The sequence below is a fragment of the Ruegeria aquimaris genome (assembly GCF_025751555.1).
Taxonomy (GTDB): domain Bacteria; phylum Pseudomonadota; class Alphaproteobacteria; order Rhodobacterales; family Rhodobacteraceae; genus Ruegeria_B; species Ruegeria_B aquimaris.
The window spans coordinates 75,493-94,682 of record NZ_JAOWLB010000008.1 but is presented as its reverse complement, the minus strand read 5'-3'; the positions used below and the strand labels follow the sequence as shown (position 1 = coordinate 94,682).

The following is a 19,190-nucleotide window of genomic DNA, read 5'->3' as shown; positions in this document are numbered from 1 at the left end:
GCTTATGGGCATGATACGGATTCTCGCCCTCATGCTGCTCATCGCGTCCCCGGCGCTGGCCGATGTTGTCGGTCCGGGCGGCAAGACCATCGACTGCTATTGCACCGACACATCCGGCAGCCGGGTGGAACTGGGGGAAACCATCTGCCTGCAAGTCGACGGGCGCATGTTCATGGCGCAATGCCAGATGTCGCTGAACGTGCCGATGTGGCGCGAGGTGTCAAAGGGCTGCCTGTCGTCAGGCCTAGTACCCCAGCGCCGCCAGCCACTGATCGACACGGTCGCGGTTTACCCCAAGATCTGAGCGCCCGAACCTGAGCCGCGCCCAGATCCGCAGCGTAGCGCCATCCTGCCAGGCGGTGGTGTAATCGGGAAATCCGAATACCCGGCTGCGAGTGACATAGGTTACCATACCCTGCCCGACCGACCCGGCCAGCACCCGCGTGCGCGGTGCGGCGCGGACCACCGTGTCCAGCCGCGCCAGCCCCTCGGGCCCGGTCGTCACCGCGCGCAGAACACCGCCCTTCATGTCGCGGTCCGCCGCCACCTCGGGGCGCTGGTGCCAGCGCGCCGGGTCCGATGGAGCCAACCGGATCCAGCCGAGCCCAAGCACGACCAGCACAGCCAGAAGCCACGCCATAACCTTCACCGGGCCGTCACCCCCGGCAACACACAGATCAGCTCATAGAGAAGGTTCGCCGCCGTCAGCGCCGTATTGCCCGAAGTGTCATAGGGCGGCGATACCTCGACCAGATCGCAGCCGACGATGTTCAGCCCCTTCAGCGCGTGGATCAGTTCCAGCGCCTGTGGCGTCGTCAGCCCGCCGATCTCCGGCGTGCCGGTGCCGGGCGCATAGGCCGGGTCCAGACTGTCGATGTCATAGGTGACATAGACCGGCCGGTCGCCGATATCGCGGCGGATCTCGTCGCCCAAGGGCTTCAGGCTGCGGTGCCACAGCTCCCAGGCCGGGAAATGCTGAAATCCCCAACCCTGCGCCTCGGTAAAATCGGTGGCGGCATAGCCCGAGCCGCGAATGCCGATCTGATAGGTCTTGTCGGGCTGGATCAGCCCTTCCTCATAGGCGCGGCGGAACACGGTGCCGTGCGTTTCGCGCTCGCCGAACATCTGGTCGTTCACATCGGCATGGGCATCCACATGCACCAGCGCCACCGGGCCATGCTTGGCCGCAATCGCCCGCAGGATCGGCAAGGTGATCGAATGATCGCCCCCCATCGCCACCGGGATCACGTCATGGGTCAGGATCGCATCATAGCTCTCCTTGATGATGCGCAGGCTCTCGGCCAGCGAAAACGTGTTGATCGCCAGATCGCCGATATCGGCGATCTGCAAACTGTCAAAGGGCGCCGCCCCGGTTGCCATGTTATAGGGCCGGATCATGGCGCTTTCCGCCCGGATCTGTTTCGGGCCGAACCGCGTGCCAGAACGCCACGAGGTGCCGATATCCATCGGCACCCCCAAAACCGCCACGTCCAGCCCATCCAGCGCCTGCGCCTGCGGCAGCCGCATAAAGGTGTTCGGCCCCGAGAACCGGGCCAGATCGTTGCCACCGATGGGCTGGTTGAATTCGCTCATGCGCGCCCTCCTGCTGTTCGGGTACAAGCTTTCCCAGATTTCCGCACAACTGACAATTGCTGAAACCGGTGCGGGCCGCGCGCGCCTATCCGCGGCCAAGACCAATGGCGCGATGCAGGTCCAACCCGAGATTCGCCGCGCGATAGACCGGGAACGGCACCCGCTGCGACAGGTCCAGATCACGCCGCAGCCAGTCATGATCCTCTAGCTGTTTCAGCGACACCGACAGCGCCCGGTCGGTGATCGGAGACAGCTCCGACCGGATCGCCGAAAACCGCCTGGGCTGTCCGGTCAACGCCAGGATCGGCACCGTCCAGCTGCGCCGCAGCAAGGCACCGTCGGCGCAAGGCACGGTGCCAAGCAGCCGGGCCGCCATCGCGGCGGCCTCCCGCCCGGATGCGGTCAGCCGGAATTCGGGCCGCAGCGGGTGCCCATGGCCGGGGTTACGCTCCAGCAGACCAAGCTGCGCGAGATGCACCAGGCTTGCGGCAAAGGCGGTGCGCCCCGCACCGGTCGCGGCCAGCAGCGGCGCCTGCCGCCCCGGCACGCCCTGATGCAGGTTGGCAAGGATTGGCAGGGACCATGCCCGCGCGGTCAGCTTGACAAGCAGGTTTATGTCCATAAAGTATAGTTACTATATTTCACACAAAGGATAAACCCCATGCCCCTCGTCACATTGGACAACACGATCACACTGGCGCTGTCGGTCCGGGACCGCCACGCCAGCGCCGAATGGTACCGCGAGACATTGGGATTCGAACTGATCCATCACATCGACGACGCGGGCTGGAGCGAGATGCATACCCTGACACCGGGCGTGACCCTGGGTCTGGGCGAGCAGGCGGAACCGGCGCTGGGCAACAGCGTGCCGGTGTTCGGCGTGGCCGATATCGCCGTCGCTCGCGCCGCGATGGAGGCGGCGGGCATCCGCTTTGACGGCTCGACCGAGACGATCGAGGGCATGGTGAGCACCGCCACCTTCTATGACCCGGACGGCAATGCGCTGATGCTGGCTCAGGATCTGAGCCAGCCCGGCTGAGCCGCCTCCGCTCAAGCAGCGGCGGCGGCAATACCGCGTCTCAGCCCACCGCGTCGCCGCAGCATTTGTGCCAGCCCAACAGGCAGATGATCTGGGTCGCCACATGCGCCCCCGCGATGGCTGTGGCGCCGGTGGTGTCATAGGGTGGCGAGACCTCGACCACGTCACCGCCCTTGATGTTGATCCCACCCAGGTCACGCAGCATGATCGCGGCCTGTCTGGAACTGAGCCCGCCCCAGACCGGCGTGCCGGTGCCGGGGGCATAGGCCGGGTCCAGCGCGTCGATGTCAAAGGTCAGATAGACCGGATGATCACCCACGATCTCGCGCACCTGTCTGGCGACCGCTGCCGGGCCACGCTCCTCGACCGCGCGCGCGTCGATGATGTTGAACCCCATCGTGTCCGGGTTGGTGGTGCGGATCCCAATCTGCACCGAGCGCGCCGGATCCACCAGCCCAAGCTTCACCGCCTTGTAGAACATGGTGCCGTGGTCGATCCGCTCCATGTTGTCATCGGCCCAGGTGTCGGAATGGGCATCGAAATGCACCAGCGACATCGGCCCGTATTTCTCGGCATAGGCCTTGAGGATCGGGAAGCTGATATAGTGATCACCCCCCAGCGCCACTGTCGGCACATCCGCAGCAAGAATGGTGCGGATATGGTCGGTCAGACGGTCCGGAAAGGCCGCCACATCGGCATAATCAAAGGCCAGATCGCCATAGTCGACAATGGCCAGCTCGCTCAGCGCCCCGAAGGGCCAGCCATAGGGCTCGTCCGTGGATTGCAGCGTGCTCGCCTCGCGGATGGCGCGCGGTCCCATCCGGGTGCCGGTCCGGTTGGTCACCGCCTGATCGAACGGCACGCCCGTCACCGCTACATCGACGCCTTGCAGGTTCTTCGTATAAAGCCGTCGCAGGAAGGACACCGCCCCGCCAAACGTGTTCTCAAAGGCCAGCCCCTTGAGTTCCGGTACGGTGAACGCCTCGTCGACCGCATTCTTCGCATCTTCTAGAGCCACTTTTTCTTGCTCCTCCTTGGGTTCCCGGCGGGTTGGCGACGCGCGTCAACGTCAAGCCACCGGCTGTGCCTTCTCCACGATCCTCGCAAAAAAGGACGCCCCCACCGGCGCGATCTCGTCGTTGAAATTGTATTTCGGATGGTGCAGCCCGGCACCCTCGCCCTGGCCGATGAACAGATAGGATCCGGGCCGTTTTTCGAGCATATAGCTGAAATCCTCGGCCCCCATCTCGCGCCCGCCATCTGCCACCACATTGGCCGCACCCGACACCTCGCGCGCCACCTCGGCGGCAAACGCGGTCTTGGCGGCATCGTTGATGGTGGCGGGATAACCCACCTGGTAATCCAGCTCCGCCATCACCCCATAAGAGGCCGCCTGCCCCGCCACGATCTCCTTCATGCGGCGCATCACCATCTGCTGCACCGCCGGATCAAAGGTCCGCACCGTACCGTTCAGATAGGCGGTGTCGGGAATGACGTTGTTCACCGTGCCAGTATGGATCTGGGTGACCGACACAACCAGATCGTCCAGCGCGTAATGGTTGCGGCTGACGATGGTCTGGATCGCCTGCGCGATACCACAGGCCGCCATCACCGGGTCGATCGTTTCATGCGGCATGGCGCCATGGCCGCCGCGCCCCTGAATGTGGATCTCGAACGAATCCACCGCCGCCATCAGCGGCCCAGGCGTGGTATAGAACGACCCTTCGGCATGGCCCGGCGCATTGTGCAGCGCATAGACCTCGCCGATATCGAACCGCTCGAGGATGCCTTCTCGCACCATCACATTGGCGCCGCCACCCTCTTCCTCGGCCGGTTGAAAGATCAGCGCCACCCGGCCGCTGAATTTCCGCGTCTCGGCCAGATAGCGCGCCGCTCCCAACAACATGGTGGTATGCCCGTCATGGCCGCAGGCATGCATCTTGCCCGGGTTGGTGGAGGCATAGGGTACCCCCGTCTCCTCGGGGATCGGCAGCGCGTCCATATCCGCGCGCAGCCCGATGGTCGGCCCATCGCCCTGCCCGTTGATGATCGCCACGATGCCGGTCTTGGCAATTCCCTCGTGCAGCTCGTCCACCCCGAATTCGCGCAGCCGCTCGGCGACAAAGGCCGCCGTCTGATGGCATTCGAACTCCAGCTCCGGGATGGTGTGAAGATGCTGGCGCCACGTGGCCATATCGGCTGCGAAATCGGCGATGCGGTTGATGACGGGCATGAGGTCTGGACTCCGGCGCCTTGCTGCGGGATGGATGCATGTGACACAGGAACGAGGACCGCCGCAATGCCCGATGACACGCTGATCCACGACCAGACAGCCGGAATCGAGCGCCTGCTGGAGATCATGCGCCGCCTGCGCGATCCGGAAACCGGCTGCCCCTGGGACATTGAACAGGACTTCGCCACCATCGCCCCCTACACGATCGAAGAGGCCTATGAAGTCGCCGACGCGATCGAGCGCGGCGCTTGGGACGAACTCAAGGGCGAATTGGGCGATCTGCTGTTTCAGTCGGTGTTTCACGCCCAGATGGCGACCGAGGCGGGTCATTTCACCTTTCAGGACGTAGTGCGCACCATGTCCGACAAGATGGTCGACCGCCACCCGCATGTGTTCGGAGACGAGACCCGCGACAAGTCCGCCGAGCAGCAGACCCGCGATTGGGAGGCGATCAAGGCCGCCGAGCGGGCGGAAAAGGCGCAGCAAGGCGCGCTTGACGGGGTCGCCCTCGGCCTGCCCGCCCTCCTGCGCGCCTTCAAGCTGCAAAAACGCGCCGCCCGCGTGGGCTTCGACTGGGGCGATGTGGGCCCGGTGCTCGACAAGATCGCCGAAGAAACCCGCGAACTGGTCGAGGCGCGCGACAGTCTCGATGCGGATGCGATCGAGGACGAGTTCGGCGACCTGCTCTTTGTCCTCGTCAATCTCGGCCGCCACCTCGGCGTCGAGCCCGAAGCCGCCCTGCGCCGCACCAATGCCAAGTTCACCCGCCGCTTCGCGCAGATCGAGGCGCATCTGGCCGCAAAGGGCAAGACCCCCGAAGACAGCACGCTGGAAGAGATGGACGCGCTCTGGAACCAGGTCAAGGCACAGGAGAAAACGCGCCCCTGACCCTTCATTCCGCCGCAAATACTCCGGGGGAGCGCCGCCAGGCGCGGGGGCAGCGCCCCCCTGCCTGCCTCTGGACAGACGCCTGCGCACCTGTCACCACTGACCCCGACATGACCGGAGACGCCCATGCCCCCCCGCAACATCATCATTGACACCGATCCCGGCCAGGACGACGCGGTCGCCATCCTGCTGGCACTGGCCAGCCCCGACGAGATCGAGGTACTGGGCATCACCGCCGTGGCGGGCAACGTGCCGCTGCCGCTGACCGCAAAAAATGCCCGCATCATCTGCGAACTGGCCGGGCGGCCCGACGTGCCGGTCTACGCCGGTTGCGACGCACCCATCGCGCGCAAGCTGGTCACCGCCGAACATGTGCATGGCAAGACCGGGCTCGACGGCCCCGACCTGCCCGACCCGGTGATGCCGCTCCAGGACACCCATGCCGTCGACTTCATCATCGACACCCTGCGCGCCCATGCGCCGGGCACAGTGACGCTCTGCCCGCTGGGCCCGCTCACCAATATCGCCACCGCCTTCACCCGTGCCCCAGACATCGTCACCCGCGTGCAGGAAATCGTGCTGATGGGCGGCGCCTATTTCGAGGTGGGCAACATCACCCCCGCGGCCGAATTCAACATCTATGTCGACCCAGAAGCCGCTGATATCGTGCTCAAATCCGGTGCACCCATAGTGGTGATGCCGCTTGATGTCACCCACAAGGCGCTGGTCACCAAGGCGCGCAACGATGCCTTTCGTGCGCTCGACACCCCCGTCGGCATCGCGGTCGCCCAGATGACCGATTTCTTCGAACGCTTCGACAAGGAGAAATACGGCTCCGAAGGCGCCCCCCTGCACGACCCCTGCGTCACCGCCTATATTCTGCGCCCCGATCTCTTCTCGGGCCGCCATATCAATGTCACGGTCGAAACCACCTCGGACCTGACCCTCGGCATGACCGTCGCCGACTGGTGGCGGGTCACCGACCGCGCGCCCAATGCGCTCTTCATCGGCGTCATCGATGCCCAGGGCTTCTTCGACCTGCTGACAGAGCGTCTGGCCCGGCTGTGAGCCTGCTCGCCGCGCCCGATCCCCACTGGCCCGCCCAGGCCCAGGCCGAGGCGGCCCGCTGGCGCGGCGCGGGCCTGAGCGGTCTTGTCACCATCCACCATATCGGCTCCACCGCCGTGCCGGGCCTGCCAGCCCGACCGGTGCTGGACCTGCTGGCGGTCTTCGCCGATCCCGAAACCTGCGACGCCGCCGGCCCGACGCTGCACGACCTCGGTTATGAACGGTTGCGGGATCGCGGCCCGTCCGAGGGCCGCCGCCTGCGCCTGGATGATCCCGAGACCGGCGCGATGCTCATCATGGCCCGCTGCCTGCCCCAGGCTGCCCCGGCCATCGCCCGCGCGCTTGCCTTTCGCGATGCGCTGACCCGCAACGCCCCGCTGCGCGCTGCCTATACGGCCGTGCGCGCCCGCTGCGCCGCCCGGCATCCCGACGGTGGCGACAGCTATGACCGCTGCAAGGCGCATTGGATCGACAAGACCGAAACCCGGGCGCTGGAGAAACGCACATGACCACCGCATTGCACCTTGCCCGTCCCGAAGATCTGGACCGGATCGCCGCCATGGTGGCCGGGTTCCATGCCGAAACCGGGATCGAGACAACCGAGGCGGCCCGCCGGGCCGCGATCCTGCCTCTGCTCGAGGGCATCCAGCATGGCTGCGCCTACCTGATCGGCCCTGCGCGCGCGCCGCTGGGCTATGTCATCATCACCTTCGGCTGGTCGGTCGAATGCGGCGGCATGGTCGGATCGGTGGACGAGATCTGGCTCCGCCCCGCCATCCGCCGCCGCGGCATCGCCTCGGATGTGCTCGACGCCCTGCCCAAGGCATTGGCCGGGGCCGGGCTCAAGGCGCTGCGCGTGCAGGTCGAGCGCGGTAACGAAACCGCCCTGCGGCTCTATGGCCGCGCCCGGTTCGAGCCGCGCGAAACCCATGTGCAGATGACCCGGCTGCTTTGATCCGTCAGGATCCCCCTAACCTTGCAGCGCCGCGACCCGCCGCGACAGGTCCTTGAAATCCGCCGCGACAATGTCCCAGTCGCTCTCGGCGCACAGGTCGCGGCTTTGGCCCGGCCCATGTTCCGTCGGGCGCGGCACAAACGCCGTCTTCAGCCCGACCGCCCGAGCCGCGAACAGGTCGTCGTTATGGGCGGCCACCATCATCACCCGATCCGGCGCCAGCCTGAGCGCCGCGCAACTGGCCAGATAGACCTCTGGCCGCGGCTTGTAGTCCCGCGCGATATCGGCGCCCAGGATGCAATCCCACGGCAAGCCGCCATAGCGCGCCAGCCGGGTCATCAGCGCGATCGATCCGTTGGAACAGGGCGCGATGATCGCAAGCCGCTTCAATGCCTTCAAACCCCGGATCACATCCGGCCAGGGATCCAGCCGTTCCCAGGCGGCATTCAGCGCGTCCCGGTCCGGCACCCGGACACCAAACACCCGCGCCACGCTGTCCAGGTTCTCCAAGTGAAGATCTTCCAGCGGCACGTAGCCCCGCGCACCCTCGCGGATACGCGCCATCGCCGGGTCGTATTCGGCCCGCCAGGCTCTGGCAAAGGCCTCGGCATCGACCTCAGGCAAGACCGTCGCCACCTCGCGCGCCACCGAGGACCGCCAGTCCACACATGTCCCGAACACATCGAAAATCAGCGCCTCGACCATGCCACGCCCCCCGTTTCCTGCTATCATCGGGCCATAGACAGGGGAGGATTTCAATGCCGAAAGCTTATCTGATTGCCCATATCCGGGTGCACGACACCGCGAAATTCGAACAGTTCAAATCCATGTCGGGACCCGCGATCAAGGAATTCGGCGGCCGCGTTCTGGTGCGCAACCCGAATATCGACCACCGCGAAGGCGCCGCGACCGGAACCTGTGTCATGGTCGAGTTCGACAGCCTTGACCAGGCCCGCGCCTTCTACGACTCGGATGCCTACACCACCGCGCGCCGGGTGCGCGAGGCTGCGGCAGAGACCGACCTGATCATCGTCGAAGGCGTGTAACCCGCCCGCCCAGAACACAGTCTTCTTTCTGGTCAGAAATACTCCGGGGGAGCCGCCCAAAGGGCGGCGGGGGCAGCGCCCCCGCATTTTTTCGTGAAAAAATGTCCCCAGAAAATCTCGGATTTTCTGCCCGCGCCCGATCAGCCGCGCAGGATCGAGCGTCCCGCGTATTCCGCCACTTCTCCCAGCGCTTCCTCGATGCGGATCAGCTGGTTGTACTTGGCCAGCCGGTCCGAGCGCGCCAGCGAGCCGGTCTTGATCTGACCGCAATTGGTCGCCACAGCCAGATCGGCGATGGTGGCGTCCTCGGTCTCGCCCGAGCGGTGGCTCATCACGTTGGTGTAGCGCGCGCGATGCGCCATATCGACCGCCTTCAGCGTCTCGGTGAGCGAGCCGATCTGGTTCACCTTCACCAGCATCGAGTTGGCGCAGCCCTTGGCAATCCCCTCGGCCAGGCGCGCCGGGTTGGTCACGAACAGGTCGTCGCCCACCAGCTGCACCTTGCCGCCCAGACGGTCGGTCAGCGCCTTCCAGCCGGCCCAGTCATCCTCGGCCATGCCATCCTCGATCGAGATGATCGGATAGTCGGCCACCAATGCCGCCAGATAATCCACGTTCTCTTCGCTCGACAGGGTCTTCCCTTCTCCGGCCAGCACATACTTGCCGCCCTTGAAATACTCGGTGGCCGCGCAATCCAGCGCCAGGTGGATCTCGTCGCCGGGCTTGTAGCCCGCCTTTTCGATGGCCTTCAGGATGAAATCCAGCGCGTCGCGGGTGCTCGACAGGTTCGGGGCAAACCCGCCCTCGTCGCCCACACCGGTCGCCAGACCCGCCGCCGACAGTTCCTTCTTCAGCGTGTGGAACACCTCGGCACCCATGCGCACCGCGTCACGGATATTCTCCGCCGCCACCGGCATGATCATGAATTCCTGGATGTCGATCGGGTTGTCGGCGTGTTCGCCGCCATTGATGATGTTCATCATCGGCACCGGCAGAACCCGGGCCGAGGTGCCACCGACATAGCGGAACAGCGGCTGGGTGGTGAAATCGGCGGCCGCCTTGGCAACTGCCAGCGACACGCCCAGGATCGCATTGGCGCCCAGACGGCTCTTGTTCTCGGTCCCGTCCAGTTCGATCATCGCGGCGTCGATGGCGACCTGCTCGGTCGCGTCAAAGCCCACCAGCTCCTCGGCGATTTCGCCATTGACGGCGGCCACCGCCTCCAGCACGCCCTTGCCCATGTAGCGGCTCTTGTCGCCATCGCGGCGCTCCACCGCCTCATAGGCGCCGGTCGACGCGCCCGAGGGCACGGCCGCGCGTCCCATGGTGCCGTCTTCCAGGATCACGTCCACCTCGACGGTCGGGTTGCCCCGGCTGTCCAGGATCTCGCGCGCGTGAATGTCGATGATGGTGCTCATGAAATCGGTCCCCGACTCTGCAATTGGATTGCCGCCCTCTTAGCAGCCGCATTGTGAAAGTAAACCACGTTCGTTACCGCTAACACGCAGAAAAACCGCTGGTTAGGGCTAACATTTCACTGTTTGCGCCAACAGGCCGCGCTGGTTCACGCCACAGCGGCACCGTGCCGCGCCGGAATGCGGGCCCGGGCCATCTCGCGCGCCAGACGCCGCTCGCGCAGGAACGTATAGAGCCCCGACCCGATGATCAGCGCGGACCCCGCAAGTGTCAGCAGGTCGGGCCGCTCGCCGAACACCAGCATCCCGGCAAGGATCGAGAACAGCAACCGCGAATACCGGAACGGCGTCACCACCGAGGCCTCGCCGACCCGCATCGCGGTGACGATGCCATAATAGCCCAGAACCCCGAACAGGATCGCACCGGCATAGGGAAGCCAGTGCCCGGGCGCCACCGGCACCGGCGCGGTCCCCGACAGCACCAGTATTCCCGCGCCCCCAAGGATCAGCGCCAGATAGGCCTGGAACGACACCACGGCCGAGGCCACATGCGCGTCGATCCGCCGGGTGATCAGGTCGCGCGCCGCCACGCTGACGACCGAGGCCAATACAAGCAGCTGCGCGGGCTGGAACCCGGCCATGCCGGGGCGGATGATCATCAGAACGCCAATGAAACCAACGGTGATGGCGCTCCACCGGCGCCAGCCCACCTGCTCGCCCAGGAACAGCGCCGCCCCCATCGTCACCACCAGCGGCATCGCCTGGAACACCGCCGCCACGGTGGAAAGATCGACAAGCGACAGCGCGGTGGCAAAGGTCAGCGCGCTCACCGCCTCGGTCGCGGCGCGGATCAGCAACAGCGGCGACCAGGCCGCCCGGCTGAACACCCTTTTCCGCGTCGCCACCGCCATGATCAGGAAGGTGGCGCCGCAGAACACGCCCAGCACCAGCAGGATCTGACCGATGGGCACCGTGGCGGACAGTTGCTTGATGAACATGTCCTCGATCGAAAACGCCGCCATCGCTGCGACGACCAGAAGGATACCGTTGACATTGTTCATGGGCGCACGCCTCGACAGGGCCCCGAGGGCCGGGTTGTCCGGCAGCCAAAGCGCAAGCGCGCCGCTGCCGCAAGGGCAAATCCCTCAGCGTCGATGAAAAGACGTGAACCGCCCCATCGCGTCCCGTGATGCCGTGCCGCTAATCCCCCGCGCCGCGCGCGATGTCCGAGAGGATGCGCATCGCGTCCGCCGCGCGTTCCTCGGGCACGAACAGGTGATCGTGATAGAACCCCGACACCGGGTTCACCCCCATGCCATGACGTGCAAGCGCACTGGCGATCCGCGCGATGAACCCCACCGCCGCCAGCGAGGAATGCACCTCCAGCGTGATCATCCGGCAGGGAAATTCAAACGCCAGCCCCTGCGCCTCGGCCTCGGACTTGAGAAGGATCAGCGTTGTGCCCTCGGTCTCGCGAAACATCATCCGGGGGTGCAGCCCGGCAGGCACCGCACCGTCCTCCAGCGTGACAAAAACATAGACCCCCTCCGCCAGCCGGGCCGACAGGCTCTGCAACAGGATGTCGAGGTCGGTTTCTCCGCTCATTTCATGTTCTCCCTTGGCACCAGCAATACTAGGCCGGGATCGCCAGGATCGAAAGTTGTCGAGCCGCAAGGTACCTGTGCAGGAATGGTTTGAGATCAAGCGCCCCTGCACTACACTGTAAAATGGACCGCTTCATTCTCAACCAACGGTGTATCCCCATGACACGTCTGTTTACGCTTTCCGCCCTCTGCCTTGGTCTTTCCACACCCGTACTTGCCGCCGACGCCTGCGCCTGGGCGGATGGCCAGTACAGCTTCAGCGAACATGGCATCTATGGCGACTTCGCCGTCAACGGCGATTGCACCGAACTGGTCTGGGACCGGCTCAGCAACGCGCCGGAAACCACCGCGCTGGAACGCAGCAAGCATGGCTGGAAAGGCAAGCTCAGCAAGGCCGATGTGGAATTGCTGGACAATGGCGACAGCCTGCGGGTCACCGGCACCGGCGGCGCCATGCGGCAGGTCAAGGCAAAACGCGAGAACTGAGCCAGACGCCCCCGCCGGGACCGGCCGCTGCTTCTTTCTGGTTCGAAATACTCCGGGGGAGTCGCCCGGCACGGGCGACGGGGGCAGCGCCCCCTGCCCCTTATCCCTTGCGCAGCGGCACGCCGTAGAGCTCCAGCTTGTGCCCCTTGAGCCGGTATCCCAGCTTGGCCGCGATGCGTTCCTGCAGGGCCTCGATCTCGGGATCGCAGAACTCGATCACCTCGCCCGAGTTCAGGTCGATCAGGTGGTCGTGATGGTCGCGCTCGGCATCCTCGTAGCGCGCCCGCCCGTCGCCGAATTCCAGCCGGTCGAGAATGCCCGCCTCCTCGAACAGTTTGACCGTGCGATAGACCGTCGCGATCGAGATGCCCGCATCCATCCTGGAGGCGCGGGCATAGAGTTCCTCCACATCCGGATGGTCCTCGCTCTCCTCCAGCACCTGCGCGATGGTCCGGCGCTGGCCGGTCATGCGCAGGCCCTTGGCCTCGCAACGGGAGATGATCGGTTTGGACATGGGCGTATCCTGTCACGGTATTCGGGAATCGGGTTTACATGCTGTTGCGCCACAGGGCCAGCCGCGATTGCCACCGGGCAGTTGACTTTTCCCCTCCAAGCCGCCACATGAGCGCCAACGCCAATGTCCTCTGCCGCGTGAGCAGATGAAAAAGACGTGCGGGGGCAACCCGCCGGCCCGAGCAAGCAAGGGCCTCGACAGGACAGGCGCAACCGTTCCCACATTCACGCATGGGGCAAACCGCTGGACCGGTCCGGGGCATGAGGCTGCCGGATCCGAGGCTCCGCGGACCCGCTCGTGACGCCGTGCCATTAGGGGTGCGGTGCGAAAGGATTATTGTGAGCGATTTTGACATGATGGGTCTCGACAAGGCCCTGGTGAACCGCCTGGAAAAGATGGGCATCACCGAACCGACCCCGATTCAGGCCCGCGCCATCCCCGAGGCGCTGAACGGCCATGACGTGATGGGCTTGGCGCAGACCGGCACCGGCAAGACCGCCGCCTTTGGCGTGCCGCTGATCACCCTCTTGGGTCAGGTCGGCCGCAAACCGGCGCGCGGCACCGTGCGCGGACTGGTTCTGGCCCCCACCCGCGAACTGGCGCAACAGATCGCCGAGACACTGAAGGCGCTGACCGAGGATACCCCGCTCAAGGTGGCGATCGTGGTGGGTGGCGTGTCCATCAACCCTCAGATCAAGCGGCTGGAACGCGGCGTCGACATTCTGGTCGCCACCCCGGGCCGACTGATGGACCTGATGGACCGTGACGCGGTCGATCTGGGCAGCTGCGCCTTCCTGGTGCTGGACGAGGCCGACCAGATGCTGGATCTGGGCTTCATCCATGCGCTCCGCAAGATCGCGGCGGTGCTGCCGAAGGAACGCCAGACCATGCTGTTCTCGGCCACCATGCCCAAGCTGATGAACGAGATCGCCCAGAGCTATCTGAAAAGCCCGCGCCGGATCGAGGTCTCGCCCCCGGGCAAGGCCGCCGACAAGGTGACGCAAGTGGTGCATTTCATCGCCAAGGCGGCCAAGACCGATCTGTTGATCGAGCTTCTGGACACCCATCGCGACGAGCGCGCCATCGTGTTCGGCCGCACCAAATGGGGCTGCGAGAAACTGTCCAAGACGCTGGAGAAAGCCGGTTTCGCCACCGCCGCCGTGCATGGCAACAAGAGCCAGGGCCAGCGCGACCGCGCCATCGCGGCCTTCAAGGAGGCCGAGGTCAAGGTTCTCGTGGCCACCGACGTGGCCGCGCGCGGGCTGGATATCCCCGACGTGAAGCATGTCTACAACTATGAGCTGCCCAATGTGCCCGATGCCTATGTGCACCGGATCGGTCGCACCGCGCGGGCGGGCAAGGACGGTGCCGCCATCGCCTTCTGCGCACCGGACGAGATGGAAGAACTGGCCGCCATCCAGAAAGTGATGAAGGCCGCGATCCCCGTCGCCTCGGGACGCCCCTGGCAACCGATGGAAGACCCCGCAAAACCGGCCACCAAGAAAGGCCCGCAGCGCGGTGGCGGCGGCAAGCCCGGCGACGCGCGCCGCAGCCGCAGGGGCGGTCGTGGCCGGGGCGGGCCGCGCAAGGCGGCCTGATTTATTTCGCCGCCTGACGGCGGCGACAGGCCGGGGGGGCGCAGCCCCCCCGGACCCCCCCCGGGATATTTTCGGCAAGAGGATGGGATCAGGTCGATCTGACCAGATCGGCCCAGACCGGCAGGTGGTCCGAGGCGATATGCGCCGGGCGCTCGGCATGCACGCCATGCGCCGTGACCGCCAGTCCGGCGCTATGCGCGATCCGGTCGAGCGCGCCCAGGGGTTGCGGTGACGGAAAGCTGGCGCGCGGCGGCAGGAACTGCATCATCGGCGCCAGGTGATCAAGCACCGGCTGGCGCGACCATTCGTTGAAATCCCCGGCCCAGACCGTGGGCATGTCCTCCAGCCGCTCCATGTCGCGCGCCAGGTGTACCACCTGGTCGCGCCGTGACGCGCCCAACAGCCCCAGGTGCATGCCGATCACCCGCAAGGGGCCGATGGGCGTATCGAACTCGACCCGCACCGCGCCGCGCGGCTCCAGTCCCGGCAGATCATGATGGGCGGTGGCACGCAGGGCAATGTGCTCCCCCCGCCAGATCACCGCGTTGCCATGCCAGCCCAGCGACCCTGCGCCGCCAAGATCGGCAATCTGCCACCCCGCCTCGTCCAGCACGAAATGCGGCAGCGCGGCGGGGCGCGGCGGCAGCCGCTTGTCGGCCTCCTGCAACACGACAACATCCGCCCCCAGCGCGCCCAGCACCTGCAAGATGCGGCGCGGCTGGCGGCGCAGGTCGAGACCCACGCATTTCTGGATATTGTAGCTGGCAAGCCGCAGGCTCTGGGATCGGTGCATCGGATCGGCCGGTGATCTCTTTACCCTGTCATGCGGGAGACGACATCGCAACGCAAGGGGCGGGATATGCTTGACATGTGCAGGAACTGCGCCTCCTTTGGGCGCATGGAAGAAAAACGCCCCGTCGACGCGGCCGGAGCCGCCGCCCTGATCGGCATCGCCGCGCTTCTGGCCTTCAACCAGGTTGTGATCAAGATGACCGGTGGCGGGTTCGGCCCGGTGTTCCAGGCCGGGCTGCGCTCGGCCATCGCGCTGATCTTTCTGCTGGGCTGGATGCGGGTGCTGGGTAAACCGCTGGCCTTTCCCCGCGCCGCGATCCTGGGCGGGCTGGTGACCGGGCTGCTCTTTACCATCGAGTTCATGGCGATCTTTACCGCGCTCGACCTGACGGCGGTATCCCGCTCCTCGATCCTGTTCTATTCCATGCCGATCTGGCTGGCGCTCGGCGCGCATGTCCTGCTGCCAGGCGAGAGGTTGTCGGGCCTGCGGATCGCGGGGCTGGGGCTGGCGATGGGCGGCGTGGTGCTGGCGCTGCTGGAGCGCGACGCGGCCCATGTCAGCCTGAAAGGCGACGCGCTGGCGGTCTTTGCCGCCATGTGCTGGGCCGGACTGGCGCTGGTGGTACGGGTCACACCTCTGTCGCGGGTTTCGGCAGAACTACAGCTGATGTGCCAGCTGGTGGTTTCGGCCCCGATCCTGCTGGTGCTGTCGCCCGTCTTTGGCGACCTGTTTCGTGACCCGCAGCCGCTGCACTGGGCCGGGCTGATGTTCCAGGCCATCGGCGTGGTCGGCCTGGGTTTCATGATCTGGTTCCGGCTGCTGGCCACCTACCGGGCAAACGGGGTCGCCTCGTTCAGCTTCCTGTCGCCGGTGCTGGCGGTGATCTTTGGCTGGCTGGTCCTGGGCGAGCATGTCGGCGGCCAGGTGTGGCTGGCGCTGGCGCTGGTGGCGGCCGGGATCTATCTGATCAACCGGCGCTGAGGCCGCAAAGGCGGCAGGGGGGGCGCTGCCCCCCGGACCAAAATTCTCAGAATTTTGCCCCCTTCCCCCGGAGTATTTTGCGCGAAATGAAGGGTCAGGTGCCGCAGAACGTGGCCTGCACAACCTCATCCACCGCGGGCGGGCGCGCGAACTCGGCATGGTCCGGCTGATCCTCGTAGGGTCGGGCAAGCACGGAATTGAGCCGATGGAACGGCACATAGTCGCCATTCACCGCCGCGTCGATCATCTGCTCGACCCGGTGGTTGCGCGGGATAAAGGCAGGATTGCTGGCCCGCATCAGCGCCCCGGGCGCGGCCTCGCGCGCCAAACGCTGCCGCCAGCCCTCGGCCCAACTGTCAAAGGCGCCAGGATCAGTGAACTGATCGCGGGCCTTTGGCGAACCCAGCGCGCGAAAGGTGTTGGTGAAATCGGCCTGTCCCCGTGCCATTTGCACCAGCAGGTCAGTGACCAGTTCCTTGTCCTGCTCGACAGGCGCGGCAATCCCGATCTTGGCGGCAAAGACGCGCAGCCATTCGCGCTCCAGCAGATCGGGCATGGCATGCACGATTCCGGTCGCCTCCTCAACCGCCGCCTGCTTGTCCTCCATCTGCTGGATCAGCGCGGTGGCCAGCTGTGCCAGGTTCCAGACCGCGATATCGGGCTGGTTGGAATAGGCATAGCGCCCATAGCGGTCGATCGAGGAATATACCGTGTCGGGATGATAAGTATCCATGAAGGCGCAGGGACCATAATCGATGGTCTCGCCCGAAATCGAACTGTTGTCGGTATTCATCACCCCATGAATGAACCCCACCCCCATCCAGCGCGCGATCAGCCGCGCCTGGGCATCGCGCACCGCCGTCAGCAGACCCATAGGCCCCTCGGCATCCGGGTAATGACGGGCGATGGCATAATCGGTCAGCCGTTTCAGATGCCCGATCTCGCCCCGCGCGGCAAACACCTGGAACGTGCCCACCCGCAGGTGGCTTTGCGCCACCCGGGTCAGGACCGCGCCCGGCAAGGTGCTCTCGCGCCGCACCGCCTCGCCGGTCTCGACCGCCGCCAGCGCGCGGGTGCTGGGAATGCCAAGCGCGGCCATCGCCTCGCTCACCACATATTCCCTCAGCACCGGGCCCAGCCAGGCCCGCCCGTCACCGCCACGCGAATAAGGCGTGCGCCCCGCGCCTTTGAGCTGGATATCCCGGCGGATACCATCGCTGCCCACCACCTCACCCAAAAGAATCGCGCGCCCATCGCCCAGTTGCGGGTTGTAATTGCCGAACTGGTGCCCGGAATAAAGCTGCGCCAGCGGCTCGGCCCCCTCCGGCAGCGCATTCCCGGCAAAGACCTGCGCCATTTCCCCGATCTCGCCCGGGGTGATGCCCAGAAGCGTCGCCAACTCGGTGTTGAATGCGACCAGGCGCGGCGCCTGCACCGGGGTCGGTGCCTGTACCGAGTGAAACCCGCCCGGCAGCCGGGCGTAACTGTTGTCGAAGGGGATCGCGATTGTCATGCGCCCAAGATATGCTCGCCCGAGCGAAAGACCAGCCCCAAGCGAGAGAGCCGATGCCCGATCCCATGACAGCCGAAGAGATCATCCGCCACCTGGAGCTGGAACCCCACCCCGAGGGCGGCTGGTACCGGCAGACATGGATTGCCGACACTCCGGGCCGCGCCAGCGGTACCTGCATCTATTTCCTGCTAAAATCGGGAGAGCGCAGCCATTGGCACCGGGTAGACGCGACCGAGATCTGGCTCTGGCACGCGGGCGCGCCGCTGGTCCTGTCGATGAGCGCGACCGATACCGGCCCTGCCACCGATCACCTGCTGACGCCGGACCTGAGCGCAGGTGCCCCGCAACAGATCGTGCCGCCCGGCTGGTGGCAGGCGGCGCGCAGCAGCGGCGAATACACGTTGGTCAGTTGCACCGTCTCACCCGGCTTCCGGTTCGAAGGGTTCGAACTGGCGCGCCCCGGTTTCGACATCCCCCGCGCTTGACCTGCCCCGCCGCCCGGCTAGGCTCGACCGCATGGACCACAAGACACTTGTCGCCAGCCTGCCGCCCGAAACCCGCGACCACCTGACTGCGCGCTCGGACTTGGCCGGGCTGAGACATCTGGCCATATACGCGGCGCTGCTGGGCCTGTGCAGCCTCGGCATTCTGATGCAAGTCCCCCTCTGGCCGCTGCTGATGCTGCCACAGGGTATCCTGCTGGTCTTCCTCTTCACCCTCTGCCACGAATGCACCCACCAGACGCCGTTCCGCACACCCTGGGTGAACACGGCGGCGGGACATGCCTCGGGCGCCCTGATCGCCCTGCCCTTCACCTGGTTTCGCTATTTCCACCTGGCGCATCACAAATGGACAAACGACCCCGCCCGCGATCCCGAACTGGCAGGCCGGCCGCGCCCGGGCAACCGCCGCGCGCTCATGATCTACCTGACCGGATGGTACTACTGGACCAGCATGGCGCGGGTCCTGATCGACAACGCCCGCGGCCGGTTCGATGCCCCCTACCTGCCGGAACGCCAACACCCCGCCATGCGGCGCGAGGCGCGGGCGCTGCTCGCCCTCTACGCCCTGGTGCTGGCCAGCCTTGCCGTCTCGCCGCTAGCCCTGTGGCTCTGGCTGCTGCCGCTGGTCATCGGACAGCCCTTCCTCCGCCTCTACCTGCTGGCCGAACACGGGCTCTGCCCGCCGGTGGCCGATATGCTGGAAAACTCGCGGACCACCTTCACCACCCGGCTGGTGCGCTTCCTGACCTGGAACATGCCTTATCACGCCGAACACCACGCCTTTCCATCGGTGCCCTTTCACCGGCTTCCGGCCTTCCACCGCTGGACCCGGGCGCATCTGAAATCGACCTCGAATGGCTATGCCGATTTCACCGCGCACTACCTCGACAGTCTCCCCGACTGATCGCCCCTTCCTCTTGCCCCAAATATCCCGGGGGTGAGGCCCCAGGCCGAGGGGGCA

General features: G+C 65.9%; 24 protein-coding genes. 12 read left to right on the top strand and 12 right to left on the bottom strand.

Annotated features, from left to right (window positions below):
- Nucleotides 1–10 precede the first annotated feature (10 nt).
- Nucleotides 11–304, top strand: coding sequence for a hypothetical protein (locus tag OE747_RS12985; RefSeq protein WP_263829015.1), 294 nt, complete (start codon nucleotides 11–13; stop codon nucleotides 302–304).
- Here OE747_RS12985 and OE747_RS12980 read toward each other — a convergent pair.
- From OE747_RS12980 to OE747_RS12970, 3 genes are all read right to left on the bottom strand, one after another.
- Complete coding sequence (locus OE747_RS12980; protein WP_263829014.1) at nucleotides 245–640, bottom strand: DUF1499 domain-containing protein; 396 nt, start codon at nucleotides 638–640, stop codon at nucleotides 245–247. The genes OE747_RS12985 and OE747_RS12980 overlap by 60 nt on opposite strands.
- Nucleotides 641–645: 5 nt before the next feature.
- Nucleotides 646–1,593 (bottom strand): agmatinase, encoded by a 948-nt coding sequence (gene speB / locus OE747_RS12975; protein WP_263829013.1) that lies wholly within the window; start codon nucleotides 1,591–1,593, stop codon nucleotides 646–648.
- An 85-nt stretch (nucleotides 1,594–1,678) separates the two neighbouring features.
- Nucleotides 1,679–2,215, bottom strand: a complete 537-nt coding sequence (locus tag OE747_RS12970; protein WP_263829012.1) for a winged helix-turn-helix transcriptional regulator — start codon at nucleotides 2,213–2,215, stop codon at nucleotides 1,679–1,681.
- Nucleotides 2,216–2,254: 39 nt separating this feature from the next.
- Between OE747_RS12970 and OE747_RS12965 the strand changes: the two genes are divergently transcribed.
- Nucleotides 2,255–2,632, top strand: coding sequence for a VOC family protein (locus OE747_RS12965; protein WP_263829011.1), 378 nt, complete (start codon nucleotides 2,255–2,257; stop codon nucleotides 2,630–2,632).
- Between the two features lie 40 nt (nucleotides 2,633–2,672).
- Here OE747_RS12965 and speB (OE747_RS12960) read toward each other — a convergent pair whose 3' ends face one another.
- Together speB (OE747_RS12960) and OE747_RS12955 are read right to left on the bottom strand one after the other, a co-directional pair.
- Nucleotides 2,673–3,650 (bottom strand): agmatinase, encoded by a 978-nt coding sequence (gene speB / locus OE747_RS12960; protein WP_263829010.1) that lies wholly within the window; start codon nucleotides 3,648–3,650, stop codon nucleotides 2,673–2,675.
- A gap of 51 nt (nucleotides 3,651–3,701) precedes the next feature.
- Nucleotides 3,702–4,865 carry a M20 aminoacylase family protein gene (locus tag OE747_RS12955; protein WP_263829009.1) on the bottom strand — a complete coding sequence of 388 codons (1,164 nt, stop codon included), beginning with the start codon at nucleotides 4,863–4,865 and terminating at the stop codon, nucleotides 3,702–3,704.
- Nucleotides 4,866–4,931: 66 nt separating this feature from the next.
- Here OE747_RS12955 and mazG point away from each other — a divergent pair, with 66 nt between their 5' ends.
- From mazG to OE747_RS12935, 4 genes are all read left to right on the top strand, one after another.
- Nucleotides 4,932–5,753 (top strand): nucleoside triphosphate pyrophosphohydrolase, encoded by an 822-nt coding sequence (mazG, locus tag OE747_RS12950; RefSeq protein WP_263829008.1) that lies wholly within the window; start codon nucleotides 4,932–4,934, stop codon nucleotides 5,751–5,753.
- Between the two features lie 126 nt (nucleotides 5,754–5,879).
- Nucleotides 5,880–6,821 (top strand): nucleoside hydrolase, encoded by a 942-nt coding sequence (locus tag OE747_RS12945; RefSeq protein ID WP_263829007.1) that lies wholly within the window; start codon nucleotides 5,880–5,882, stop codon nucleotides 6,819–6,821.
- On the top strand, nucleotides 6,818–7,330 hold the full coding sequence (locus tag OE747_RS12940) for a GrpB family protein (protein ID WP_263829006.1): 513 nt from the start codon (nucleotides 6,818–6,820) through the stop codon (nucleotides 7,328–7,330). The genes OE747_RS12945 and OE747_RS12940 overlap by 4 nt, the downstream gene beginning before the upstream one ends.
- Nucleotides 7,327–7,776, top strand: a complete 450-nt coding sequence (locus OE747_RS12935; RefSeq protein ID WP_263829005.1) for a GNAT family N-acetyltransferase — start codon at nucleotides 7,327–7,329, stop codon at nucleotides 7,774–7,776. Before OE747_RS12940 ends, OE747_RS12935 begins: the two co-directional genes overlap by 4 nt.
- A 15-nt stretch (nucleotides 7,777–7,791) precedes the next feature.
- On the opposite strand, the gene OE747_RS12930 is transcribed toward OE747_RS12935, so the two are convergent.
- Nucleotides 7,792–8,535: a haloacid dehalogenase type II gene (locus tag OE747_RS12930; RefSeq protein ID WP_263829004.1), complete on the bottom strand. Its 744-nt coding sequence runs from the start codon at nucleotides 8,533–8,535 to the stop codon at nucleotides 7,792–7,794.
- Here OE747_RS12930 and OE747_RS12925 point away from each other — a divergent pair.
- Nucleotides 8,535–8,822, top strand: a complete 288-nt coding sequence (locus OE747_RS12925) for a DUF1330 domain-containing protein (RefSeq protein ID WP_263829003.1) — start codon at nucleotides 8,535–8,537, stop codon at nucleotides 8,820–8,822. The genes OE747_RS12930 and OE747_RS12925 overlap by 1 nt on opposite strands.
- Before the next feature lie 140 nt (nucleotides 8,823–8,962).
- Here the strand turns inward: OE747_RS12925 and eno are convergent, their stop codons facing one another.
- The 3 genes from eno to OE747_RS12910 form a co-directional block, all read right to left on the bottom strand.
- Nucleotides 8,963–10,240 carry a phosphopyruvate hydratase gene (gene eno / locus OE747_RS12920; RefSeq protein ID WP_164127652.1) on the bottom strand — a complete coding sequence of 426 codons (1,278 nt, stop codon included), beginning with the start codon at nucleotides 10,238–10,240 and terminating at the stop codon, nucleotides 8,963–8,965.
- Nucleotides 10,241–10,386: 146 nt separating this feature from the next.
- Nucleotides 10,387–11,298 carry a DMT family transporter gene (locus OE747_RS12915; RefSeq protein ID WP_263829002.1) on the bottom strand — a complete coding sequence of 304 codons (912 nt, stop codon included), beginning with the start codon at nucleotides 11,296–11,298 and terminating at the stop codon, nucleotides 10,387–10,389.
- A gap of 139 nt (nucleotides 11,299–11,437) precedes the next feature.
- The gene (locus OE747_RS12910; RefSeq protein ID WP_263829001.1) at nucleotides 11,438–11,842 is read right to left on the bottom strand and encodes an ACT domain-containing protein; all 405 of its coding nucleotides are present in this window, start codon (nucleotides 11,840–11,842) and stop codon (nucleotides 11,438–11,440) included.
- 158 nt (nucleotides 11,843–12,000) lie between these two features.
- Here OE747_RS12910 and OE747_RS12905 point away from each other — a divergent pair, with 158 nt between their 5' ends.
- On the top strand, nucleotides 12,001–12,327 hold the full coding sequence (locus OE747_RS12905; RefSeq protein WP_263829000.1) for a hypothetical protein: 327 nt from the start codon (nucleotides 12,001–12,003) through the stop codon (nucleotides 12,325–12,327).
- 100 nt (nucleotides 12,328–12,427) lie between these two features.
- Here the strand turns inward: OE747_RS12905 and OE747_RS12900 are convergent, their stop codons facing one another.
- Entirely contained in the window at nucleotides 12,428–12,841 is a 414-nt protein-coding gene (locus tag OE747_RS12900; protein WP_263828999.1) for a Fur family transcriptional regulator, read from the bottom strand.
- Nucleotides 12,842–13,179: 338 nt separating this feature from the next.
- Here OE747_RS12900 and OE747_RS12895 point away from each other — a divergent pair, with 338 nt between their 5' ends.
- Nucleotides 13,180–14,439, top strand: a complete 1,260-nt coding sequence (locus OE747_RS12895) for a DEAD/DEAH box helicase (protein ID WP_263828998.1) — start codon at nucleotides 13,180–13,182, stop codon at nucleotides 14,437–14,439.
- Nucleotides 14,440–14,527: 88 nt separating this feature from the next.
- Here the strand turns inward: OE747_RS12895 and OE747_RS12890 are convergent, their stop codons facing one another.
- Nucleotides 14,528–15,232, bottom strand: coding sequence for an endonuclease/exonuclease/phosphatase family protein (locus tag OE747_RS12890; RefSeq protein ID WP_263828997.1), 705 nt, complete (start codon nucleotides 15,230–15,232; stop codon nucleotides 14,528–14,530).
- 105 nt (nucleotides 15,233–15,337) lie between these two features.
- On the opposite strand from OE747_RS12890, the gene OE747_RS12885 reads away from it, so the two are divergent.
- The gene (locus OE747_RS12885; RefSeq protein ID WP_263828996.1) at nucleotides 15,338–16,213 is read left to right on the top strand and encodes a DMT family transporter; all 876 of its coding nucleotides are present in this window, start codon (nucleotides 15,338–15,340) and stop codon (nucleotides 16,211–16,213) included.
- Nucleotides 16,214–16,307: 94 nt separating this feature from the next.
- Here the strand turns inward: OE747_RS12885 and OE747_RS12880 are convergent, their stop codons facing one another.
- On the bottom strand, nucleotides 16,308–17,726 hold the full coding sequence (locus OE747_RS12880) for a protein adenylyltransferase SelO (RefSeq protein WP_263828995.1): 1,419 nt from the start codon (nucleotides 17,724–17,726) through the stop codon (nucleotides 16,308–16,310).
- A 53-nt stretch (nucleotides 17,727–17,779) separates the two neighbouring features.
- On the opposite strand from OE747_RS12880, the gene OE747_RS12875 reads away from it, so the two are divergent.
- Entirely contained in the window at nucleotides 17,780–18,211 is a 432-nt protein-coding gene (locus OE747_RS12875) for a cupin domain-containing protein (RefSeq protein ID WP_404818316.1), read from the top strand.
- A gap of 31 nt (nucleotides 18,212–18,242) precedes the next feature.
- Nucleotides 18,243–19,133: a fatty acid desaturase gene (locus OE747_RS12870; RefSeq protein WP_263828994.1), complete on the top strand. Its 891-nt coding sequence runs from the start codon at nucleotides 18,243–18,245 to the stop codon at nucleotides 19,131–19,133.
- Nucleotides 19,134–19,190 lie beyond the last annotated feature (57 nt).

Excerpts from the sequence above, each read along its gene's own strand:
- OE747_RS12875 (WP_404818316.1), top strand. The coding sequence starts at position 17,780 with ATGCCCGATCCCATGACAGCCGAAGAGATCATCCGCCACCTGGAGCTG.
- mazG (WP_263829008.1), top strand. The coding sequence starts at position 4,932 with ATGCCCGATGACACGCTGATCCACGACCAGACAGCCGGAATCGAGCGC.
- OE747_RS12905 (WP_263829000.1), top strand. The coding sequence starts at position 12,001 with ATGACACGTCTGTTTACGCTTTCCGCCCTCTGCCTTGGTCTTTCCACA.
- OE747_RS12870 (WP_263828994.1), top strand. The coding sequence starts at position 18,243 with ATGGACCACAAGACACTTGTCGCCAGCCTGCCGCCCGAAACCCGCGAC.
- OE747_RS12965 (WP_263829011.1), top strand. The coding sequence starts at position 2,255 with ATGCCCCTCGTCACATTGGACAACACGATCACACTGGCGCTGTCGGTC.
- speB (WP_263829013.1), bottom strand. The coding sequence starts at position 1,593 with ATGAGCGAATTCAACCAGCCCATCGGTGGCAACGATCTGGCCCGGTTC.
- OE747_RS12945 (WP_263829007.1), top strand. The coding sequence starts at position 5,880 with ATGCCCCCCCGCAACATCATCATTGACACCGATCCCGGCCAGGACGAC.
- OE747_RS12915 (WP_263829002.1), bottom strand. The coding sequence starts at position 11,298 with ATGAACAATGTCAACGGTATCCTTCTGGTCGTCGCAGCGATGGCGGCG.
- OE747_RS12885 (WP_263828996.1), top strand. The coding sequence starts at position 15,338 with ATGGAAGAAAAACGCCCCGTCGACGCGGCCGGAGCCGCCGCCCTGATC.
- OE747_RS12900 (WP_263828999.1), bottom strand. The coding sequence starts at position 12,841 with ATGTCCAAACCGATCATCTCCCGTTGCGAGGCCAAGGGCCTGCGCATG.
- OE747_RS12925 (WP_263829003.1), top strand. The coding sequence starts at position 8,535 with ATGCCGAAAGCTTATCTGATTGCCCATATCCGGGTGCACGACACCGCG.
- eno (WP_164127652.1), bottom strand. The coding sequence starts at position 10,240 with ATGAGCACCATCATCGACATTCACGCGCGCGAGATCCTGGACAGCCGG.
- OE747_RS12980 (WP_263829014.1), bottom strand. The coding sequence starts at position 640 with ATGGCGTGGCTTCTGGCTGTGCTGGTCGTGCTTGGGCTCGGCTGGATC.
- OE747_RS12890 (WP_263828997.1), bottom strand. The coding sequence starts at position 15,232 with ATGCACCGATCCCAGAGCCTGCGGCTTGCCAGCTACAATATCCAGAAA.
- OE747_RS12880 (WP_263828995.1), bottom strand. The coding sequence starts at position 17,726 with ATGACAATCGCGATCCCCTTCGACAACAGTTACGCCCGGCTGCCGGGC.
- OE747_RS12985 (WP_263829015.1), top strand. The coding sequence starts at position 11 with ATGATACGGATTCTCGCCCTCATGCTGCTCATCGCGTCCCCGGCGCTG.
- OE747_RS12955 (WP_263829009.1), bottom strand. The coding sequence starts at position 4,865 with ATGCCCGTCATCAACCGCATCGCCGATTTCGCAGCCGATATGGCCACG.
- OE747_RS12970 (WP_263829012.1), bottom strand. The coding sequence starts at position 2,215 with ATGGACATAAACCTGCTTGTCAAGCTGACCGCGCGGGCATGGTCCCTG.
- OE747_RS12910 (WP_263829001.1), bottom strand. The coding sequence starts at position 11,842 with ATGAGCGGAGAAACCGACCTCGACATCCTGTTGCAGAGCCTGTCGGCC.
- OE747_RS12935 (WP_263829005.1), top strand. The coding sequence starts at position 7,327 with ATGACCACCGCATTGCACCTTGCCCGTCCCGAAGATCTGGACCGGATC.